This window comes from Pseudomonas sp. FP2309, assembly GCF_030687575.1.
In the GTDB taxonomy this organism is placed as follows: domain Bacteria; phylum Pseudomonadota; class Gammaproteobacteria; order Pseudomonadales; family Pseudomonadaceae; genus Aquipseudomonas.
Window position 1 is genome coordinate 472,604 of sequence record NZ_CP117439.1, and the last position, 19,732, is coordinate 492,335.

Below are 19,732 nucleotides of genomic sequence, written 5' to 3' on the forward strand. Positions count from 1 at the left end.
TGTGCGAAATTTGATTCTTGTAGGACCGATGGGGGCTGGAAAAAGCACCATCGGCCGTTTGCTGGCCAAAGAGCTGCGCCTGCCATTCAAAGACTCCGATAAGGAAATTGAATTGCGCACGGGTGCCAATATCCCGTGGATCTTCGATAAGGAAGGCGAACTGGGCTTTCGTGACCGCGAGCAGGCGATGATCGCCGAGCTGTGCGGCTGCGACGGCGTGGTATTGGCCACCGGCGGTGGCGCAGTGATGCGCGATGAAAACCGTCGGGCGCTGCATGCCGGCGGACGGGTGGTTTATTTGCACGCATCGGTCGAACAGCAGGTGGGTCGCACCGCCCGCGATCGCAATCGCCCACTGTTGCGCACGGCCAATCCGGAAAAAACCTTGCGCGACCTGCTGACGCTGCGCGATCCGCTGTACCGGGAAATCGCCGATCTGGTGGTGGAAACCGATGAGCGGCCCCCTCGGATGGTGGTGCTGGACATTCTTGAGCGCCTGCAACGGCTGCCACCCCGTTAAAGCCAGGCCCGAAATGCGCTATTCTCGGCGGCGCGCTTTCACCCTACGGGGTGTGGCGTAGAGCCATCAGGCAGTGTCGAATCTTGACGCTGTCGGTCGTCACACCATCTCTAACGCGGGGACACATGCAGACACTTAAGGTCGATCTAGGCGAGCGCAGCTACCCGATCCATATTGGCGAAGGTCTGTTGGACCAGCCCGAGTTGCTCGCACCGCATATTGCCGGGCGGCAAGTGGCGATCATCTCCAACGAAACGGTTGCGCCGCTGTATCTTGAGCGTCTGAGCCGCAGCCTGGCGGCATACTCCGTGATCTCTGTGATTTTGCCCGACGGCGAAGCACACAAGAACTGGGAAACCCTGCAACTGATTTTCGATGGCCTGCTCACTGCACGCCATGACCGGCGTACTACTGTCATTGCCCTGGGCGGCGGCGTGATCGGCGACATGGCAGGCTTCGCGGCCGCCTGCTACCAGCGTGGCGTGGACTTTATCCAAGTGCCGACCACGCTGTTGTCTCAGGTCGATTCGTCGGTGGGCGGCAAGACCGGTATCAACCACCCGTTGGGCAAGAATATGGTGGGTGCGTTCTACCAGCCCCAAGCCGTGCTCATCGACACCGCGACCCTTAACACTCTGCCGCCGCGCGAGCTGTCGGCCGGGTTGGCCGAGGTCATCAAGTACGGCTTGATCTGTGACGAACCATTCCTGGTCTGGCTGGAAGAGCACGTCGACGCCTTGCGCGCCCTTGACCAAGTGGCGCTGACCGAAGCGATCTCCCGCTCCTGCGCCGCCAAGGCGCTGGTGGTCAATGCCGACGAACGTGAGTCCGGCGTGCGGGCCACCCTCAACTTGGGCCACACGTTCGGCCATGCGATCGAAACGCACATGGGCTATGGTGTGTGGCTGCATGGAGAGGCCGTAGCGGCTGGCACAGTGATGGCGTTGGAGATGTCGCATCGCCTGGGCTGGATCACCGCCCAGGAGCGCGATCGCGGTATCCGCCTGTTCCAGCGTGCCGGCTTGCCGGTGATTCCGCCGCAGGAGATGACCGAGGCGGACTTCCTCGAACATATGGCGATAGACAAGAAAGTGATCGACGGTCGACTGCGACTGGTGCTGCTGCGCCACATGGGTGAAGCAGTCGTGACCGACGATTATCCGAAAGAGATTTTACAGGCCACGCTGGGAGCGGATTACCGCGCCCTGGCCCAGCTTAAAGGTTAATAAGATCCCGATGACTAGTTTGCATGCCGACGAGGCGTTCCTCGGCCATTACCACCTGAGCCACGACCCTTTTGCGCCGCGGGTGCCAGGTTTCAAATTCTTCCCGGCCCAGCGCAAACCGGTGCTGGGCCAGTTGCACCACCTCGCGCGCTACAGCCAGTTGCTGTTGGTCGTGACCGGCCCGCTGGGCAGCGGCAAGACCCTGTTGCGCCAGGCCCTGGTGGCCAGCACCAACAAGCAGTCGGTACAGAGCGTGGTGGTGTCGGCCCGTGGTGCCGGTGATGCGGCAGGCGTGTTGCGCCAGGTTGCACAGGCGCTGGACGTGTCCACTGCCGAGCCGAACGCGATCCTCAAGCAAGTGGTGCAACTGGGGCTGACCGGCCAGGAAGTCTATCTGCTGGTGGATGATGCCGAGCAGCTTGACGAGTCCGCCCTCGAAGCGCTGTTGGCGCTGGCGGCGGGTACGCCTGAAGGTCGCCCCCATGTGTTCCTGTTCGGTGAGTCGTCGTTGATCGCCGATCTGGAACAGATCAGTGGTGATCAGGAGCTGTTCCACGTCATCGAACTGCAGCCATACGAGGAGGACGAAACCCGCGAATACCTGGCTCAACGCCTCGAAGGCGCAGGGGCCGGTATCGAACTTTTCTCCGCTTCTCAGATCTCTGATATTCACGACAGCGCAGGCGGCTGGCCAGGCACCATCAACCAGGTTGCCCGCGATGCAATGATCGAAGCCATGATTGCCAGCCGCTCTGCGGTCAAGCGTCCAAAGATGGGGTTCACTATGCCTAAGAAGCACGTATTGGCGATTTCCGCCGTTGTCGTGGTCGCCGTTGCCGCCGCCTGGCTGATCCCCGGTCGCAGCAAGGCCCCGACCACCGCCGGCGCGCCAACCGAACAGGCGCAGTTGCCGCTGGGCAAGCCCACGCCAAACGTTGAATTTGCCAACTCCGGCCAACCGACCAACCTGCCGATGGTCGGTCAGCCAGTGATGCGCGGTCCGCTTGCCGAAGAGGCCGGAGGTATTTCCGAAGGCGACGATGGCGTTCCGGTGGAAGGCTCCAGTACCACGCCGCCGACCGTGACCACCACGGCACCACCGGCGGGCGTCCCAGCGGGTCAGCCGGCTGCCAAGCCGGTGCCGACGCCTACGGTCGCCACCGCCAACCCCGCACCGGTCACCAAACCTGTCGCGCCTGCGCCGGCTGCCAAACCGGCGCCAGCGGCCAAGCCAGCTGAAAAACCTGCCACCGTTGCCAAAGCGGGCGCCGCGGGCAGCAGTTGGTACAGCAGCCAGCCTACCGGCAACTTCGTGGTGCAGGTCCTGGGCACCAGCTCCGAAGCCAACGCCCAGGCGTTCGTGAAAGAGCAGGGCGGCGAGTACCGTTATTTCAAGAAAGTGCTCAACGGCAAGCCTCTCTACGTGATCACTTACGGCAGCTTCCCAACCCGCGCCGCAGCTGATTCGGCGATCAAAGCCTTGCCAGCGAAGGTTCAGGCTGGTAAACCTTGGCCTCGCACGGTTGCCAGCGTTCAACAAGAACTGGCCACAACTCGCTGAAGATCCGGCGGCCTTACCCAGGCCGCCCTCCCGGCACCTCAAAATTAAAATCGCAAGTGCGTTCGACCTCTACAGGCCGCGCGCTTTGTGGTGTCTGCGTCACAGTAGCTTTTGAGTCGTAGCGGTCAGAATTAAAAAAGTTTTGACTAGCACAGCGTATCGCTTTAAACCTTTCATAAATGCGACATAGATTTGCGACATTTCGTCGCTAAATTTGTGAGCGTCTGTGTCGGTGTGTACAATGACCTCCCTTTTGCCCCCGCTAAGCCGGCGTACGTTCGGCGTGGAAGGTAACCGGTTGAATTGAAAAGAAATTTGCCTCGGTATAAGAGGCAGCCTGGTGAGAAAGTGTCTATGAAAGCAGGTCTGTACCAACCCGATGAATTCAAGGATAACTGTGGTTTCGGCCTGATAGCCCACATGCAGGGCGAGCCCAGTCATACCCTTTTGCAAACGGCCATCGAGGCCCTGACCTGCATGACCCACCGCGGTGGGATCAACGCCGACGGCAAGACCGGTGACGGTTGCGGCTTGCTGATTCAAAAGCCCGACCAGTTCCTGCGCGCCGTCGCCAAAGAGCATTTCGCGGTCGACCTGCCCAAGCAATACGCCGTAGGCATGGTGTTCTTCAACCAGGACCCGGTCAAAGCCGAAGCCGCGCGCGAGAACATGAATCGCGAGATCATCGCTGCCGGCCTGCAACTCGTCGGCTGGCGCAAAGTGCCGATCGACACCAGCGTGCTCGGTCGCCTGGCCCTTGAGCGCCTGCCGCAGATCGAGCAAGTGTTCATCGCCGGCGACGGCCTGAGCGACCAGGACATGGCGATCAAGCTGTTCACCTCCCGTCGCCGCTCGTCCGTGGCCAACGCCGCCGATGCCGATCACTACATCTGCAGCTTTTCGCACAAGACCATCATTTATAAAGGCCTGATGATGCCGGCGGACTTGACCGCCTTCTATCCGGACCTGAGCGACGAGCGCCTGCAAACCGCGATCTGCGTGTTCCACCAGCGCTTCTCCACCAACACCCTGCCGAAATGGCCGCTGGCTCAGCCATTCCGCTTCCTCGCCCACAACGGCGAGATCAACACCATCACCGGTAACCGCAACTGGGCCGTTGCCCGTCGCACCAAGTTCGCCAACGATCTGATGGACCTCGAAGAGCTTGGCCCGCTGGTCAACCGCGTGGGGTCGGACTCCTCCAGCATGGACAACATGCTCGAACTGATGGTCACCGGCGGTATCGACCTGTTCCGTGGCGTGCGCATGATCATTCCGCCTGCGTGGCAGAACGTCGAAACCATGGACCCGGATCTGCGTGCGTTCTACGAGTACAACTCGATGCACATGGAACCGTGGGACGGTCCGGCCGGCGTGGTCATGACCGATGGCCGCTACGCCGTGTGCCTGCTCGACCGTAACGGCCTGCGCCCGGCGCGTTGGGTCACCACCACCAACGGCTTCATCACCCTCGCCTCGGAAATCGGCGTGTGGAACTATCAGCCCGAAGACGTGATTGCCAAAGGCCGCGTCGGCCCAGGCCAGATCCTGGCCGTGGACACCGAAACCGGGCAGATCCTCGACACCGACGCCATCGACAACCGTTTGAAGTCCCGTCACCCGTACAAGCAATGGCTGCGCAAGAACGCCCTGCGTATCCAGGCGACCATGGAAGACAACGACCACGGTTCGGCCTTCTACGACATCGACCAGCTCAAGCAGTACATGAAGATGTACCAGGTCACGTTCGAAGAGCGTGACCAGGTGCTGCGTCCGCTCGGCGAGCAAGGCTACGAGGCCGTCGGCTCCATGGGCGACGATACGCCGATGGCCGTGCTGTCCCAGCGCGTGCGCACGCCGTACGACTATTTCCGCCAGCAGTTCGCCCAGGTGACCAACCCACCGATCGACCCGCTGCGTGAAGCCATCGTGATGTCCCTGGAAGTCTGCCTCGGTGCCGAGCGCAACATCTTCCAGGAATCGCCTGAGCATGCTTCGCGCGTGATCCTCAGCTCGCCGGTCATTTCCCCGGCCAAGTGGCGCTCGCTGATGAACCTGGATCGTCCAGGCTTCGACCGCCAGATCATCGACCTGAACTACGACGAGAGCCTGGGCCTTGAAGCCGCGGTGCGTAACGTCGCGGACCAGGCCGAAGAAGCCGTGCGTGCCGGTCGTACTCAGATCGTGCTGACCGACCGCCATATCGCGCCCGGCAAGTTGCCGATCCACGCCTCCCTCGCCACCGGCGCGGTGCACCACCGCCTGACCGAAAAAGGCCTGCGTTGCGACTCCAACATCCTCGTGGAAACCGCCACTGCCCGCGACCCGCACCACTTCGCGGTGTTGATCGGTTTCGGCGCCTCGGCGGTGTACCCGTTCCTGGCGTACGAAGTACTGGGCGACCTGATCCGCACCGGTGAAGTGCTGGGCGACCTCTACGAGGTGTTCAAGAACTACCGCAAAGGCATCACCAAGGGCCTGCTGAAGATCCTGTCGAAGATGGGCATCTCCACCGTCACGTCCTACCGCGGCGCTCAATTGTTCGAAGCTATCGGCCTGTCCGAAGAAGTCTGCGAGCTGAGCTTCCGTGGCGTGCCAAGCCGCATCAAGGGTGCGCGTTTCGTCGACATCGAAGCCGAACAGAAAGCCCTGGCAGCCGAAGCCTGGAGCGCGCGCAAGCCGATCCAGCAAGGCGGCCTGCTCAAGTTCGTGCACGGTGGCGAATACCACGCGTACAACCCGGACGTGGTCAGCACCCTGCAAGCCGCTGTGCAGCAGGGCGACTACGCCAAGTTCAAGGCATACACGAGCCTGGTGGATAACCGCCCGGTGTCGATGATCCGCGACCTGTTCAAGGTGAAGACCCTGGACACGCCGATGGACATCAGCGAAGTCGAGCCGCTGGAGTCGATCCTCAAGCGCTTCGACTCCGCCGGTATTTCCCTGGGCGCGCTGTCGCCGGAGGCTCACGAAGCCCTGGCCGAAGCCATGAACCGCCTGGGGGCGCGTTCCAACTCCGGCGAAGGCGGCGAAGACCCGGCGCGCTACGGCACCATCAAAAGCTCGAAAATCAAGCAGGTCGCCACCGGCCGTTTCGGCGTAACCCCCGAATACCTGGTCAACGCCGAAGTGCTGCAGATTAAAGTCGCACAGGGCGCCAAGCCCGGTGAAGGCGGGCAGTTGCCAGGTGGCAAGGTCAACGGTCTGATCGCCAAGCTGCGTTATGCAGTGCCGGGCGTGACCCTGATTTCGCCGCCGCCGCACCACGACATCTACTCCATTGAAGACTTGTCGCAGCTGATTTTCGACCTCAAGCAAGTCAACCCGCAGGCCTTGGTCTCGGTGAAACTGGTGGCGGAAGCCGGCGTGGGCACCATCGCCGCCGGCGTGGCCAAGGCTTATGCCGACCTGATCACCATCTCCGGCTATGACGGCGGCACCGGCGCTTCGCCGCTGACCTCCATCAAGTACGCCGGTGCACCATGGGAACTGGGCCTGGCGGAAACCCACCAGACCCTGCGCGGCAACGACCTGCGCGGCAAAGTGCGGGTACAGACCGACGGCGGCCTGAAAACCGGCCTCGACGTGATCAAGGCCGCGATCCTCGGCGCCGAAAGCTTCGGCTTCGGCACGGCGCCCATGATCGCCCTGGGTTGCAAATACCTGCGCATCTGCCACCTGAACAACTGCGCCACCGGCGTGGCAACCCAGAACGAGAAGCTGCGCAAGGATCACTACATCGGCACCGTCGACATGGTGGTGAATTTCTTCACCTACGTCGCCGAAGAAACCCGGGAGTGGCTGGCCAAGCTGGGCGTGCGCTCGCTCGAAGAGCTGATCGGCCGTACCGACCTGCTGGAGATCCTTCAGGGCCAGACCGCCAAGCAGCAACACCTGGACCTGACGCCGTTGTTGGGCAGCGATCACATCCCGGCCGACAAGCCGCAGTTCTGCGGCGTGGAACGTAACCCGCCGTTCGACAAGGGCCTGCTGGCCGAGAAGATGGTCGAGATGGCGGCTTCTTCGATCAGCGACGCCAGCGGTGGCGAGTTCGACCTGGATATCTGCAACTGCGACCGCTCCATCGGCGCACGCATCTCCGGCGAAATCGCGCGCAAACACGGCAACCAAGGCATGGCCAAGGCGCCGATCACCTTCCGCTTCAAGGGCACTGCGGGCCAGAGCTTCGGCGTGTGGAACGCCGGCGGTCTGCACATGTACCTGGAAGGCGACGCCAACGACTACGTAGGCAAGGGCATGACCGGCGGCAAACTGGTCATCGTTGCGCCTAAAGGCAGCGTCTACAAATCCCAGGACAGTGCCATCATCGGCAACACCTGCTTGTACGGCGCCACTGGTGGCAAGCTGTTTGCCGCAGGGACTGCCGGTGAGCGTTTCGCCGTGCGTAACTCCGGTGCCCACACCGTGGTCGAAGGCACTGGCGATCACTGCTGCGAGTACATGACCGGGGGCTTTGTCGCGGTACTGGGCAAGACCGGTTACAACTTCGGCTCGGGCATGACCGGCGGCTTCGCCTACGTGCTCGACCAGGACAACACCTTCGTCGACAAGGTCAACCACGAGTTGGTCGAGATCCAGCGGATCAGCGGCGAAGCCATGGAGTCCTACCGGAACCACTTGCAGCACGTGCTGGACGAGTACGTCGAGGAGACCGGCAGCGAATGGGGGCGCAACCTCGCCGAAAACCTCGATGATTACCTGCGTCGTTTCTGGCTGGTCAAGCCCAAGGCTGCCAACCTGAAATCGTTGCTTTCCAGCATCCGTGCCAACCCGCAGTGATATGCGCCTGAAGAGTTTGATGAGGTTTTAACATGGCTGAACGTCTGAATAACGACTTCCAGTTCATCGATGTCGGGCGCAAAGATCCGAAGAAGAAACTGTTGCGTCAACGCAAGAAAGAGTTCGTGGAGATCTACGAGCCCTTCAAACCCCAGCACTCGGCCGACCAGGCCCACCGCTGCCTGGGCTGCGGTAACCCGTATTGCGAATGGAAGTGCCCGGTGCACAACTTCATTCCCAACTGGCTCAAATTGGTGGCCGAGGGCAACATCCTCGCCGCCGCCGAGTTGTCGCACCAGACCAACACCCTGCCGGAAGTGTGCGGCCGGGTGTGCCCGCAGGACCGTCTGTGCGAGGGTGCCTGCACCCTGAACGACGGTTTCGGCGCGGTGACCATCGGTTCGGTGGAGAAGTACATCACCGACACCGCGTTCGCCATGGGCTGGCGTCCGGACATGTCCAAGGTCAAGCCGACCGGCAAGCGCGTCGCGATCATCGGCGCGGGCCCTGCCGGCCTGGGCTGTGCCGACGTGCTGGTACGCGGCGGCGTGACCCCGGTGGTGTTCGACAAGAACCCGGAAATCGGCGGCCTGCTGACCTTCGGTATCCCCGAGTTCAAGCTGGAAAAAACCGTACTGAGCAACCGTCGCGAAGTGTTCACCGGCATGGGCATCGAGTTCCGCCTGAACACCGAGATCGGCAAAGACCTGACCATGGAGCAACTGCTCGAAGAATACGATGCCGTGTTCATGGGCATGGGCACCTACACCTACATGAAGGGCGGTTTTGCCGGTGAGGACCTGCCGGGTGTGTATGACGCGCTCGACTTCCTGATCGCCAACGTCAACCGCAACCTGGGCTTTGAAAAGTCGCCGGAAGATTTCGTCGACATGAAAGGCAAGAAAGTCGTGGTACTCGGCGGTGGCGACACCGCGATGGACTGCAACCGTACTTCGATCCGTCAGGGCGCCAAGTCGGTGACCTGTGCGTACCGTCGTGACGAAGCGAACATGCCCGGTTCGCGCAAAGAGGTGAAGAACGCCAAGGAAGAAGGCGTGAAATTCCTCTACAACCGCCAGCCGATTGCGATCGTGGGTGAAGACCGCGTCGAAGGCGTGAAGGTGGTCGAGACCCGTCTCGGCGAACCGGACGCCCGTGGCCGTCGCAGCCCTGAGCCGATCCCGGGTTCCGAAGAGATCATCCCGGCGGACGCCGTGGTCATCGCCTTCGGCTTCCGCCCAAGCCCGGCGCCGTGGTTCGAGCAGTTCCAGATCCAGACCGACAGCCAGGGCCGCGTCGTCGCCCCGGAGCAAGGCCAGTACAAGCACCAGACCAGCAACCCGAAAATCTTCGCCGGTGGCGATATGGTGCGCGGGTCCGACCTGGTGGTGACGGCAATCTTCGAAGGGCGCAATGCCGCTGAAGGGATCCTGGATTACCTGGGCGTCTGACGACGCCAGTTGCGAGCGATAAGCTGCAAGCGGCAAGTTGAAGCAATCGAGCTTTAAACTTGCCGCTGGTAGCTTGTCGCGAGTCACTGTCTTTCTCCGTCTCGCTCTGAGAAAATGCCCGCACTTTTTTTGCGGATGCCGACATGACTGCCCTCAAGAACGACCGTTTCCTTCGTGCCCTGCTCAAGCAGCCTGTAGACGTCACCCCGGTGTGGATGATGCGTCAAGCCGGCCGCTACCTGCCGGAATACCGCGCCAGCCGCGCCCACGCCGGCGACTTCATGAGCCTGTGCATGAACCCGGAGTTCGCCTGCGAAGTCACCCTGCAGCCGTTGGACCGTTATCCACAACTGGATGCGGCCATCCTCTTCTCCGATATCCTCACCATTCCTGACGCCATGGGGCAGGGCCTGTACTTTGAAACTGGCGAAGGCCCGCGTTTCAAGAAGGTCATCAGCACACTGGCCGACATCGAAGCCCTGCCGATCCCCGACCCGCACAAAGACCTGGGTTACGTGATGGACGCCGTAAGCACCATCCGCCGCGAGCTGAACGGCCGCGTGCCGCTGATCGGTTTCTCCGGCAGCCCATGGACCCTGGCCACCTACATGGTCGAAGGCGGTTCGTCGAAAGACTTCCGCAAAACCAAGGCCATGCTCTACGACAACCCGCAAGCCATGCACCTGCTGCTGGACAAACTCGCGCAGTCGGTGACGTCCTACCTCAACGGCCAGATCATGGCTGGCGCGCAAGCGGTGCAGATCTTCGACACCTGGGGCGGCAACCTGTCGGCGGCGGCTTACCAGGAGTTTTCCCTGGCCTATATGCGCAAGATCGTCAGCGGCCTGATCCGCGAGCACGAAGGCCGCAAAGTGCCGGTCATCCTGTTCACCAAGGGCGGCGGCCTGTGGCTGGAAAGCATTGCCGACGCCGGCGCGGATGCACTGGGCCTGGACTGGACGTGTGACCTGGGCGAAGCCCGTCAGCGCGTGGGCAACCGCGTTGCGCTGCAAGGCAACATGGACCCGACCGTGTTGTACGCCAAGCCGGAAGCGATCCGCGCCGAAGTCGGCCGTATCCTGGCCAGCTATGGCAAGGGCACCGGGCATGTGTTCAACCTGGGCCATGGCATCACGCCGGAAGTGAACCCGGAGCATGCCGGTGCGTTCCTGCGCGCGGTGCATGAACTGTCGGCGCAGTATCACGAGTGATTGCCGCTCGATAAAAAACGCCCGGCGCATGCCGGGCGTTTTTGTTTTTCAGGCTGTTTGCAGCGGCGTCAACTTCGCCAGCCTCACCGCCACCAGCAACGCGCCGACCAACAGCGCAACGATAAACGCCCCAATGCCGTTCCACCCGGCCAAGTGCCAGAAGAACCCGCCCGCCGTCCCGGCAATGCTGGAGCCGGCGTAATAGCAGAACAGGTACAGCGACGAGGCCTGCCCCTTGGCCTTGACTGCGCGGCGGCCGATCCAACTGCTGGCCACCGAGTGGGCGCCGAAGAAGCCGAACGTGAATACCAGCATGCCTGGAATCACCAGCCACAGCGGCGTGAACAGGGTCAATGCCATGCCGCTTAACATCAGCACGATGGTGCCCCACAGCACGCGGCGGCGGCCGAGACGGTCGGCCAGCGAGCCGATTTTTGCCGAGCTGTAGATGCCCGAGAGGTACACCACAGACAGCAGACCGACCACGGCCTGGCTCAGATCGTACGGATCGGCCAGCAAGCGATAGCCGATGTAGTTGAACATCGTCACGAACGCGCCCATCAGCAGGAAGGCCTCAAGGAACAGCCACGGCAGGCCCGCGTCCTTGAAGTGCATGACAAACCCGTCCAGCAGGGTGCGCGGCTTGAGGCTGCTGGCGCGGAAGTTGCGCGATTCGGGAAGGATCTTGCAGAACACCGTGGCGGCGATCAGCGCCAGGCCACCGATGATCAGCACTGCGGTGTGCCAACTGACGAAGTCGATCAACACGCCGGTGATCAGGCGCCCGCTCATACCGCCAATCGCGTTGCCGCCGATGTACAGGCCCATGGCCAGGCCGATGTGCTGCGGGTGGATCTCTTCGCTGAGGTAGGTCATCGCCACGGCGGCCAGGCCGCTGAGGGACAGCCCCACCAGCGCGCGCATCAGCAAAATCCCTTGCCAGGACGGCATCAGGCCGCTGGCAATGGTGGCCAGCGCCGCGCAGAACAGCGCCGCTACCATCACCGGCTTGCGCCCCAGTGTGTCGGAGATCGGTCCGGTGATCAGCAAACCCAGCGCCAGCATCGCCGTGGACACCGATAAAACCAGGCTGCTTTGCGCCGCATTGATAGAGAACTCGTGGGACAGCGCCGGCATCATCGGCTGCACGCAGTACAACAGGGCAAAGGTGGCAAAACCGCCGGAGAACAGGGCCAGCACCGTACGCATGAACATCGGCGTGCCCTTTTCGATGTACACGTCGTTGAGCTGCGCCACCACCTCATCCAGGGGGGTGGGCGGGGCATCTTGAGCGAGCGGAGCGACAGCAGATTTCACGGGGACCTCGGGGAGCAAAAGCCGGTCAGGCTGGCAGTGCAAAAAAGAATATAGCTGGCTAATGATTCTTTCCAATATATTGTTCGACCTGTTTGATAGCTTTAGCGACCTAATGAGGCTGATATGGAATTGCGTCATCTGCGGTACTTCATCGCGGTCGCCGAAGAGCTGCACTTTGGCCGGGCCGCGCAGGTACTGGGCATCTCACAACCGCCGCTGAGCCAGCAGATCCAGGCGCTGGAGCAGGAAGTGGGGGCGCGGTTGTTTGAGCGTACCAATCGTCGGGTGGAACTGAGCGAGGCCGGTCGACTGTTCCTGCACGAAGCGCGGCTGGTGCTGGCGCAAGTGGACAAGGCATCGGATGTGGCGCGGCGGGCGCAGTTGGGTGAACTGGGCGAGTTGAAAATCGGCTTCACCTCTTCGGCGCCGTTCAACGCGAGCATTCCCCAGGCGATCTTTGCGTTTCGCCAGGCCTTCCCCGCAGTGCACCTGCACCTGCAGGAAATGAGCAGCACCGAGGTGGCCGAGTCGCTGGTGGATGAGTCGATCCAGGTGGGGCTGATGCGCCCGTTGCCGTTGCCGGATTCGTTGAACGTGATCGAATTGATGCGTGAGCCACTGGTCGCGGTGCTGAACGCCGGTCATCCGTTGGCGGAAGGCAGCGAACGGGGTTTGCACTTGGCGCAACTGGCGCAGGAGCCGTTCGTGTTCTTCCCGCGGACCTACGGCAGCGGCTTGTACGCCCAACTGCTCAACCTGTGCCGCGACGCCGGCTTCAGTCCGCACTTCGCCCAGGAAGCGGGGGAGGCAATGACCATTATCGGTTTGGTGGCGGCGGGGTTGGGCGTGTCGGTGCTGCCGGCGTCCTACCAACGCATCCGCATCGATGGCGTGGTGTATCGCACGTTGCTCGACCCGCAGGCCGTGACGTCGGTGTGGCTGGTACAGCGCAAAGGCGTGCAGACACCGATGGCGGCGGCGTTTGTGGCGTTATTGACACGTCAGTCGGCGGTGCAGGGCAGCTGATTTCAGACAGGAAGCGGCGATGACACGCCAACCTGCTTGCGAAGAGGGCGCCGAAAGGCGCCCTTTGTCGTTTCTGGAGAATTGAACGCCTCAGTTCTGTTTGGACGTCCCGGTCTGCTCAAACAACTGCGCCGCCGAGCCCGCCTCGCCACTCACGCCGTTGCTGCGCAAGCCCGCCATGATGTCGCTGTCCAGGTTGTTGACCCAGCGGTTGTAGTTGCGATGGATCTTGCCGTCCTTGTAGCCCAGCTCGCGGCTGTCGCGGTAGGTGATCGCGTAGCTGGTGCGGGTGTAGCGGATGTCGACGGCCGCGTAGTACTGGTTACGCACAGTGATCTCGGCCTGCACCAGTTGCGGGCTCAGGCGTTGCACCGTCCAGTCGCGCTTTTGCAGGGCGTTGATGATGACCGCTTTCATTTTTTCTTCGCTGACCTGCGTGTTGGCCGGCAGGTCGTGCTGGGTGTTGAGTATTGGCTTGCTGGTGCAGCCAGCAGTGGTCAACAGGGCCAGGGTGATCAACGTGGCGCGTAGCAAGGAAGACATTCCGTATTCTCCAATCGATTAAAAACTCAGGACCAGCGGCGAAAGATCAGCGATGTGTTCACGCCGCCAAAGGCAAAATTGTTGTTCATCACGTAGTCGTGGTGCATCTCGCGGAATTCACCCTGCAGGTAATCCAGCGCGCCGCATTGCGGGTCGACGGACGTCAGGTTGAAGGTGTGCACGTACTCGTTGCGGTTCATCATCTCGATGCTGAACCACGACTCCAGCGCCCCGCACGCCCCCAGGGTGTGGCCGAGGAAGCTCTTTTGCGAGCTGATGGGCATGCGACTGCCGAACAGGCTGCTGGTGGCCAGGGTTTCGGCGATGTCGCCTTGATCGGTGGCGGTGCCGTGGCCGTTCACGTAGCCGATGGCGGACGGTTCCAGCCCCGCATCTTCGAGGGCCAGCTCCATGGCGCGGCGCATGGTTTTTTGTTCCGGGCGTGTGGTGTGCTGGCCGTCGGCATTGCTGCCGAAGCCGACCAGTTCGGCGTGGATATGCGCGCCGCGCGCCAGGGCATGTTCCAACTCTTCGAGCACCAGCATGCCGCCGCCTTCGCCGATCACCAGGCCATCACGCCCGCTGTCGTAGGGGCGCGGGCTGGTCTGCGGTGCGTCGTTTTTCAGGCTGGTGGCGTAGAGCGCGTCGAACACCATGGCTTCGGTGGGGCACAGCTCCTCGGCGCCGCCGGCGAGCATCAAGGGCAGGCGGCCGAACTTGATTGCCTCGTAGGCGTAGCCGATACCCTGGCTGCCGCTGGTGCAGGCGCTTGACGTGGGGATCAAACGCCCGGTCAGGCCGAAAAAGATGCTGATATTCGCCGCCGTGGTGTGCGGCATCATGCGCACGTACGAGTTGGCGTTGAGCCCCTCGGCCACCGAGTTCAGCAGCATATTGCCGAATGCCTTGATCTCATCGGTGCTGCCGGTGGACGAGCCACAGGCCACACCCATGCGGCCGTCCTTGATCGACTCGTCGCCGAGCAGGCCGGCGTCCTGCAGGGCTTGCTCGGCCGCCCACACCGCCAGGCGCGAGACGCGGCCCATGCTGCGCAGTTGTTTGCGCGTCCAGTGGGCCGGTACCACGAAATCATCGATGGGCCCGGCCAGGCGTGTGTTCAGTTCGGTGAAGCGATCCCACTCATCCATGCGCCGGATACCGCTGCGGTTGGCGCGGAAATTGGCCGAAATGGTGGCCCAATCACCGCCCAGGGAGGTCATGCCGGCCATGCCGGTGACGACGACGCGCTTCATCAGCACAAGCCCCCGTTCACGGCCAGGACCTGGCGCGTGATATAGCCGGCTTCGGCCGACATCAGGAAGTTCACCGCGCCGGCGACTTCTTCCGGGGTACCCATGCGCTGCGCCGGGATCATTTTCATCAATTCTTCCACCGGTACGTTTTCATCCAGCATCGCCGTGTCGATCAAGCCGGGCGCCACGCAGTTGACGGTGATCTTGCGCTTGCCCAGCTCGATGGCCAGGGCCTTTGCGGCGCCGATCAGGCCGGCTTTGGACGCACTGTAGTTGACCTGGCCGCGATTGCCGATCAGCCCCGAGACCGAGGTAATGCACACGATGCGCCCGCTGGCGCGCCGCCGAATCATCGGCATCATCACCGGGTGCAGCACGTTGTAGAACCCGTCCAGATTGGTGCGCATCACCACGTCCCAGTCGTCTTCCGACAGCGCCGGAAACGCACCGTCACGGGTCAGGCCGGCATTGAGCACCACGCCGTAGTAGGCGCCATGGGCTTCTACGTCGGCTTCCAGGATCGCCCTGCACGCTGCACGATCCGCCACATCGAATTGCAACACCCGCGCCTTGCGCCCCAGGGCCTGGATCTGGACCTGTACGGCATCGGCTTCGGCACGGCCGCTGCGGCAATGCAGCACGATGTCGTGGCCGGCCTGGGCCAGGCGCAGGGCGATGGCGCGGCCGATACCACGGCTGGAGCCGGTGACCAGTACGGATTCAGTCATGGCGTTTCGTCCTTCGATTCATCTAAATAAGTGGCCGCCTGGGGCGGTCTGAATACGTTCAAGCGGGCGCTGGCCTGGATACCGTCCCCGGTGAGGTGGCATTCGAACACACCCATGCCGTTGTCGTCTTCCAGGGAGCGTAAGCCGTGGATGGTCAACTGCGCGCCTGCGGGGAAGTGCGCCACGTTGCACTCGAACTTACGTGTGCCCAACAGGAAACCCAGTTCCACCGCTTCATCGTTCTGGCGCGCCCGGCAGCCGGCGTAGGCCGCGACGCTTTGCGCCATCAGCTCAATGCCGACCCAGGCCGGCAGGCTGCCGTCGGCGCGATTGAACAGGCCGCCAGGCCTGACGGTGGTGCGGGTGTGGATCTGCTCTTCATCGAACGACAGCACCTGGTCGATCAGGATCATGTCGCCCGCGTGGGGCAGCAGTTCGGCGAGTGGCCAATTGATCATGGGGCCTCTCCGATAATCAGGCTGATATTGTTGCCGCCGAAGGCAAACGAGTTGCTCATCAAGCGGGGTTTTTCCAGGGTGTCGCCGGTGTTTGCCCATTGCAAGGCAGGCAGCGCCGGGTCGGGCTGGCCGTCCCACACGTGGGGCGGCAGCCGGCCGTGGGTCAGGCTCAGCCAGCAGAACGCCGCTTCCAACGCACCCGCCGCGCCCAGGGTATGGCCGCTCATGGGTTTGGTCGACGAGCAGGCCACGCCCTGGGGAAACAGGCTGGCGACGGCCAGGCTTTCCATGGCGTCGTTGTGTTGGGTGGCGGTGCCGTGCAGGTTCAGGTAACCGATGTGTTCGGGCGTGAGGTTCGCGTTGGCCAGGGCCTTGCGCATTGCCTGCAACGCGCCTTTGCCGGTCGGCTCGGGTGCGGAAATATGGTGCGCATCGCAGCTGGCACCGCCGCCCAACAGCGCAATCGGCGCGGGTGCCTGGCTCATCACAAACAACACGGCGGCTTCGCCGATGTTGATGCCGTTACGGTTCACCGAGAACGGGTTGCAGCGCTCATTCGACACGGCTTCCAGCGCACTGAAACCATTGAGGGTCAGCTTGCACAGGCTGTCCACGCCGCCGCACAGCACCGCATCGCACACGCCCAGGTCGAGCAGGCGCCGGGCGCTCATCAGCGCTCGGGCGCTGGAGGTGCACGCGGTGGAAATCACATAGGCCGGGCCACTCAATTGCAGCCAGTCGGCGAGGAAGTTCGCCGGGGCGCTGAGTTCCTGTTGCTGGTAGTCATAGTCGCTGGGGAAGTGCTGATCGCGCAGGTACTCGGCGATACCGCGGCTGGCTTCGTCGATACCCGAGGTGCTGGTGCCCAGCACGATGCCGACCCGCGAGGCGCCGTACGTGCGGATCGCCTGGCGAATCTCGCCTTCGATCTGCAAGGCCGCCTCCAGCAGCAGTTGATTGTTGCGGCTGCTCTGCTGGCCGAGTTCCACCGGGATGGTTGCCAACTCACCCGGCACACTGCCCACCGGCAACACGCGTTCGGGCACCCAGCCGCTTTCGGCGCGCATGCCTGAGCAATCACCGGCAAACAGGTTGCGGCTGACCTCGGCCTGGCCACGGCCGAGGGCGCAGACGATGCCAAGGGCGTTGAGGTAGGCGGTCATCGGGCGGCCCCCAGCGGCGTTACGCGGTAGCTCAACGGCTGGCCGCTGATGTTCACGCTGAACACTTCGCAGGACTGATACACGATCTGCCAGTGGCCCGGCAGGGTACGCGTCAGGTCCATCGCCTGGGCGCGGGGGTAGAGCGCACGGAGATCGTCGGCCGAGGTCAGGGCAAACAGCAGCGCGGCGAACAGCTCGCGTGCCTGAGGGTTGGGCGGCAGCAGGCCGTCAGCTTGCCACTGGCCATCGATCAGCTTTTGTCGGGCCTGGGGGATGCCCAGCGGGTCCATCATCGACCAACGGATGGCGCCGTCTTCGCGCTGGATCACCAGCAACCAATCCTGGCTCTGGCCGTCCGCCAGGCGCTGCACGTGCAACTGCATGGGCAAGGCCAGGGCCGGGTTTTTTTCCGGCAGCGGCGGCTGGCCGGCACAGGCGCTCAGCAGCAACAGGCAAGCGATCAGCAGACTGCGCATCATGGCGCGGCGCTCGCCAGCGGTTTGCGCGCCACGCAGTTGACCAGGGTTTCTTCCCGCTGGCCCACCGGCGGCGGGTTGCGCAGGCCCCAGCGTTCCAGCAGGCCGAAATCGGTCGCGCGGCTCCACCACAAATACGGGTACGAGACGTTTTGCGGGCCGAACTCAAAGCCCTGCTCGCGGAGCATCTGCAAGTAGGCCTCGGCGCTTTTTTGCACGTGCATGGGGTGACGGAACAACCAGCGGATCACCCAGGTGTCGATGTAGGCCTCGGTGGACTCGGCAAACAGCAGATAGCCACCCGGCTTGAGCACGCGGTAAAACTCCTGCAGGGCGCGCTCCTGTTCGACCAGGTGGTGGAAGGTCTGGTGGCAGAACAGGATGTCGACGCTGGCGTCCGGCACTTCAAGCGTCGCGCAATCGCTGCCGATCAGCTCGATGGCCAAGCCTTGGCGAGCGGCTTCTTCACGGCTCAGCTCCAGGCTGTGGAGGTCGGCATCCAAGCCGATCAGACGCGCGGGGGCGAACACCTGTTGCAGCAGCTTGAAGGATTTGCCCTGGCCGCAACCGGCGTCCAACAATACCGGCGCCTCGGGCAACGGCTCGGTGAACAGGCTGCGCAGGTCGTTGATCGCCACGCGCAACACGTGGTGCTGCCAGGTGTGACTGCGCAGGAACCAGAAGCCGAACCGGGTTTCTTCGACGTAGTTTTTACTCAGGAACTGAGCGCTCATACCGGCTCACTCGCACAGATTTCCGACAGCATGCGCAAGCGCCGCTTGGGCTCGCTGACAAACGGGTTGCGTTCGTCCCACGCGTAACCGGCGAGGATCGCGCTGATCATCCGACGAATCTCCGGCGAGCCGTCGGCATGGAAGATCACATCCTGGAACGTCCCCGCGTACCACCCTTCGACGTAGCAGCGGAATGTGTCGACGCCGCGCTTCAAAGGTTCGGCAAACTCGGTTTGCCAGTCTACAGTCTCGCCGTTGAGCTGACGGTCCAGCAGGCCGGCTGCCATGCTGGCCGAGCGCATGGCAATGGTCACGCCGGAGGAGAATACCGGGTCGAGGAATTCCGCCGCATTGCCCAGCAGAGCAAAGCCAGGGCCGTGCAGGGTTTTGACGTTGGCCGAGTAGCCGCCGATGGTGCGCGCGGGTGTATCCCACACCGCGTTGTGCAGCACACCGGCCAGGCTTGGGGTTTCGTCGATAAAACCACGCAGGCAGGCGTCGAGGTCGGTGTCACGCCCGTCGAAATGCTCCTTGGCCGCCACCACGCCCACCGAGCAACGTCCGTTGCTGAAGGGGATGGTCCAGAACCAGATATCGCGATGGGTCGGGTGGGTGGTCACGAGGATTTTGGTGCGGTCGAAACCTGGGTGTTCGATGCGGTCTTCAACGTGGGTAAACACCGCCTGGCGCACCGGGAAATTCGACGGTGCCTCCAAGTCCAGCAGGCGCGGCAGCACACGGCCGTAGCCGCTGGCGTCGAGCACGAACTTGGCTTTGACGTGGTATTCGCTGCCGTTCTCGCGACGCACATGCAGGTAGCGGCAAGCGTCGGAAAAATCCACGCCGACGATGGTTTCGCCGTAGCGGATTTCCACGCCTTGCAACGCGGCCTGATCGGCCAGCAACTTGTCGAACTCACCGCGCTGTACCTGAAAGGTGGTCGGCTTGCCGTTGCTGAAGGTATCGCTGAAATCAAAGGCGCTGTAGCGCTCGCCCCAGGCAAACGCGGCACCGGTTTTTACCTGGAAACCAGCGGCCTGCACGGCGTCGAGCATGCCGGCTTCTTCGATAAAGTCGATGCAGTGGGACAGCAGGCTTTCGCCGATCGAGAAACGCGGAAAATGCTGGCGCTCGATGATCAATACATCATGCCCTTTGCGCTTGAGCAGCGCGGCGGCGATGGCCCCGGACGGACCGGCACCGATCACCACCACGTGGCGACGTTCCATTTCAACTGTGGGCACGAGGGCTCCTTGCCGCATTGG

16 protein-coding genes are annotated in these 19,732 nt (G+C 62.7%); 7 read left to right on the forward strand and 9 right to left on the reverse strand.

Features of this window, described 5'->3' with window-relative positions:
* Position 1 precedes the first annotated feature (1 nt).
* The 6 genes from aroK (at position 2) to hemE (ending at position 10,769) form a co-directional block, all read left to right on the forward strand.
* Entirely contained in the window at positions 2 to 520 is a 519-nt protein-coding gene (aroK, locus tag PSH59_RS02060) for a shikimate kinase AroK (protein ID WP_010213757.1), read from the forward strand.
* A 125-nt stretch (positions 521 to 645) separates the two neighbouring features.
* Positions 646 to 1,746: a 3-dehydroquinate synthase gene (gene aroB, locus PSH59_RS02065; RefSeq protein WP_305394182.1), complete on the forward strand. Its 1,101-nt coding sequence runs from the start codon at positions 646 to 648 to the stop codon at positions 1,744 to 1,746.
* Between the two features lie 10 nt (positions 1,747 to 1,756).
* Positions 1,757 to 3,307 carry an SPOR domain-containing protein gene (locus tag PSH59_RS02070; protein WP_305394183.1) on the forward strand — a complete coding sequence of 517 codons (1,551 nt, stop codon included), beginning with the start codon at positions 1,757 to 1,759 and terminating at the stop codon, positions 3,305 to 3,307.
* Positions 3,308 to 3,661: 354 nt separating this feature from the next.
* Positions 3,662 to 8,107 (forward strand): glutamate synthase large subunit, encoded by a 4,446-nt coding sequence (gltB, locus tag PSH59_RS02075; RefSeq protein WP_305394184.1) that lies wholly within the window; start codon positions 3,662 to 3,664, stop codon positions 8,105 to 8,107.
* 32 nt (positions 8,108 to 8,139) lie between these two features.
* Positions 8,140 to 9,558, forward strand: coding sequence for an FAD-dependent oxidoreductase (locus PSH59_RS02080; RefSeq protein WP_248077169.1), 1,419 nt, complete (start codon positions 8,140 to 8,142; stop codon positions 9,556 to 9,558).
* Positions 9,559 to 9,701: 143 nt separating this feature from the next.
* Entirely contained in the window at positions 9,702 to 10,769 is a 1,068-nt protein-coding gene (hemE, locus tag PSH59_RS02085) for a uroporphyrinogen decarboxylase (RefSeq protein ID WP_305394185.1), read from the forward strand.
* Between the two features lie 48 nt (positions 10,770 to 10,817).
* Here the strand turns inward: hemE and PSH59_RS02090 are convergent, their stop codons facing one another.
* Complete coding sequence (locus tag PSH59_RS02090; RefSeq protein WP_370694408.1) at positions 10,818 to 12,038, reverse strand: MFS transporter; 1,221 nt, start codon at positions 12,036 to 12,038, stop codon at positions 10,818 to 10,820.
* Between the two features lie 171 nt (positions 12,039 to 12,209).
* Between PSH59_RS02090 and PSH59_RS02095 the strand changes: the two genes are divergently transcribed.
* On the forward strand, positions 12,210 to 13,112 hold the full coding sequence (locus PSH59_RS02095; RefSeq protein ID WP_305394187.1) for a LysR family transcriptional regulator: 903 nt from the start codon (positions 12,210 to 12,212) through the stop codon (positions 13,110 to 13,112).
* A gap of 90 nt (positions 13,113 to 13,202) precedes the next feature.
* On the opposite strand, the gene PSH59_RS02100 is transcribed toward PSH59_RS02095, so the two are convergent.
* Genes PSH59_RS02100 through PSH59_RS02135 form a run of 8 tightly spaced genes read right to left on the reverse strand, consistent with a single transcriptional unit; the run spans position 13,203 to position 19,711 of the window.
* Entirely contained in the window at positions 13,203 to 13,655 is a 453-nt protein-coding gene (locus PSH59_RS02100; protein ID WP_248077179.1) for a hypothetical protein, read from the reverse strand.
* Positions 13,656 to 13,681: 26 nt separating this feature from the next.
* The gene (locus PSH59_RS02105; RefSeq protein WP_248077182.1) at positions 13,682 to 14,908 is read right to left on the reverse strand and encodes a beta-ketoacyl-ACP synthase; all 1,227 of its coding nucleotides are present in this window, start codon (positions 14,906 to 14,908) and stop codon (positions 13,682 to 13,684) included.
* Positions 14,908 to 15,636: a 3-ketoacyl-ACP reductase FabG2 gene (locus PSH59_RS02110; RefSeq protein WP_305394188.1), complete on the reverse strand. Its 729-nt coding sequence runs from the start codon at positions 15,634 to 15,636 to the stop codon at positions 14,908 to 14,910. The genes PSH59_RS02105 and PSH59_RS02110 overlap by 1 nt, the downstream gene beginning before the upstream one ends.
* Entirely contained in the window at positions 15,633 to 16,094 is a 462-nt protein-coding gene (locus PSH59_RS02115) for a hotdog family protein (RefSeq protein ID WP_248077187.1), read from the reverse strand. Before PSH59_RS02115 ends, PSH59_RS02110 begins: the two co-directional genes overlap by 4 nt.
* Positions 16,091 to 17,257 (reverse strand): beta-ketoacyl-[acyl-carrier-protein] synthase family protein, encoded by a 1,167-nt coding sequence (locus PSH59_RS02120; protein WP_305394189.1) that lies wholly within the window; start codon positions 17,255 to 17,257, stop codon positions 16,091 to 16,093. The genes PSH59_RS02115 and PSH59_RS02120 overlap by 4 nt, the downstream gene beginning before the upstream one ends.
* Positions 17,254 to 17,736, reverse strand: a complete 483-nt coding sequence (locus PSH59_RS02125; protein WP_305394190.1) for a hypothetical protein — start codon at positions 17,734 to 17,736, stop codon at positions 17,254 to 17,256. The genes PSH59_RS02120 and PSH59_RS02125 overlap by 4 nt, the downstream gene beginning before the upstream one ends.
* Positions 17,733 to 18,467, reverse strand: coding sequence for a class I SAM-dependent methyltransferase (locus tag PSH59_RS02130; RefSeq protein ID WP_305394191.1), 735 nt, complete (start codon positions 18,465 to 18,467; stop codon positions 17,733 to 17,735). The genes PSH59_RS02125 and PSH59_RS02130 overlap by 4 nt, the downstream gene beginning before the upstream one ends.
* Positions 18,464 to 19,711, reverse strand: a complete 1,248-nt coding sequence (locus PSH59_RS02135) for an NAD(P)/FAD-dependent oxidoreductase (protein ID WP_248077200.1) — start codon at positions 19,709 to 19,711, stop codon at positions 18,464 to 18,466. The genes PSH59_RS02130 and PSH59_RS02135 overlap by 4 nt, the downstream gene beginning before the upstream one ends.
* Between the last annotated feature and the right edge of the window lie 21 nt (positions 19,712 to 19,732).

Bases quoted from the DNA above. Each gene is read 5' to 3' on its own strand.
- aroB (WP_305394182.1), top strand. From the start codon at position 646: ATGCAGACACTTAAGGTCGATCTAGGCGAGCGCAGCTACCCGATCCAT.
- PSH59_RS02070 (WP_305394183.1), top strand. From the start codon at position 1,757: ATGACTAGTTTGCATGCCGACGAGGCGTTCCTCGGCCATTACCACCTG.
- gltB (WP_305394184.1), top strand. From the start codon at position 3,662: ATGAAAGCAGGTCTGTACCAACCCGATGAATTCAAGGATAACTGTGGT.
- PSH59_RS02080 (WP_248077169.1), top strand. From the start codon at position 8,140: ATGGCTGAACGTCTGAATAACGACTTCCAGTTCATCGATGTCGGGCGC.
- hemE (WP_305394185.1), top strand. From the start codon at position 9,702: ATGACTGCCCTCAAGAACGACCGTTTCCTTCGTGCCCTGCTCAAGCAG.
- PSH59_RS02095 (WP_305394187.1), top strand. From the start codon at position 12,210: ATGGAATTGCGTCATCTGCGGTACTTCATCGCGGTCGCCGAAGAGCTG.
- PSH59_RS02100 (WP_248077179.1), bottom strand. From the start codon at position 13,655: ATGTCTTCCTTGCTACGCGCCACGTTGATCACCCTGGCCCTGTTGACC.
- PSH59_RS02105 (WP_248077182.1), bottom strand. From the start codon at position 14,908: ATGAAGCGCGTCGTCGTCACCGGCATGGCCGGCATGACCTCCCTGGGC.
- PSH59_RS02110 (WP_305394188.1), bottom strand. From the start codon at position 15,636: ATGACTGAATCCGTACTGGTCACCGGCTCCAGCCGTGGTATCGGCCGC.
- PSH59_RS02115 (WP_248077187.1), bottom strand. From the start codon at position 16,094: ATGATCAATTGGCCACTCGCCGAACTGCTGCCCCACGCGGGCGACATG.
- PSH59_RS02120 (WP_305394189.1), bottom strand. From the start codon at position 17,257: ATGACCGCCTACCTCAACGCCCTTGGCATCGTCTGCGCCCTCGGCCGT.
- PSH59_RS02125 (WP_305394190.1), bottom strand. From the start codon at position 17,736: ATGATGCGCAGTCTGCTGATCGCTTGCCTGTTGCTGCTGAGCGCCTGT.
- PSH59_RS02130 (WP_305394191.1), bottom strand. From the start codon at position 18,467: ATGAGCGCTCAGTTCCTGAGTAAAAACTACGTCGAAGAAACCCGGTTC.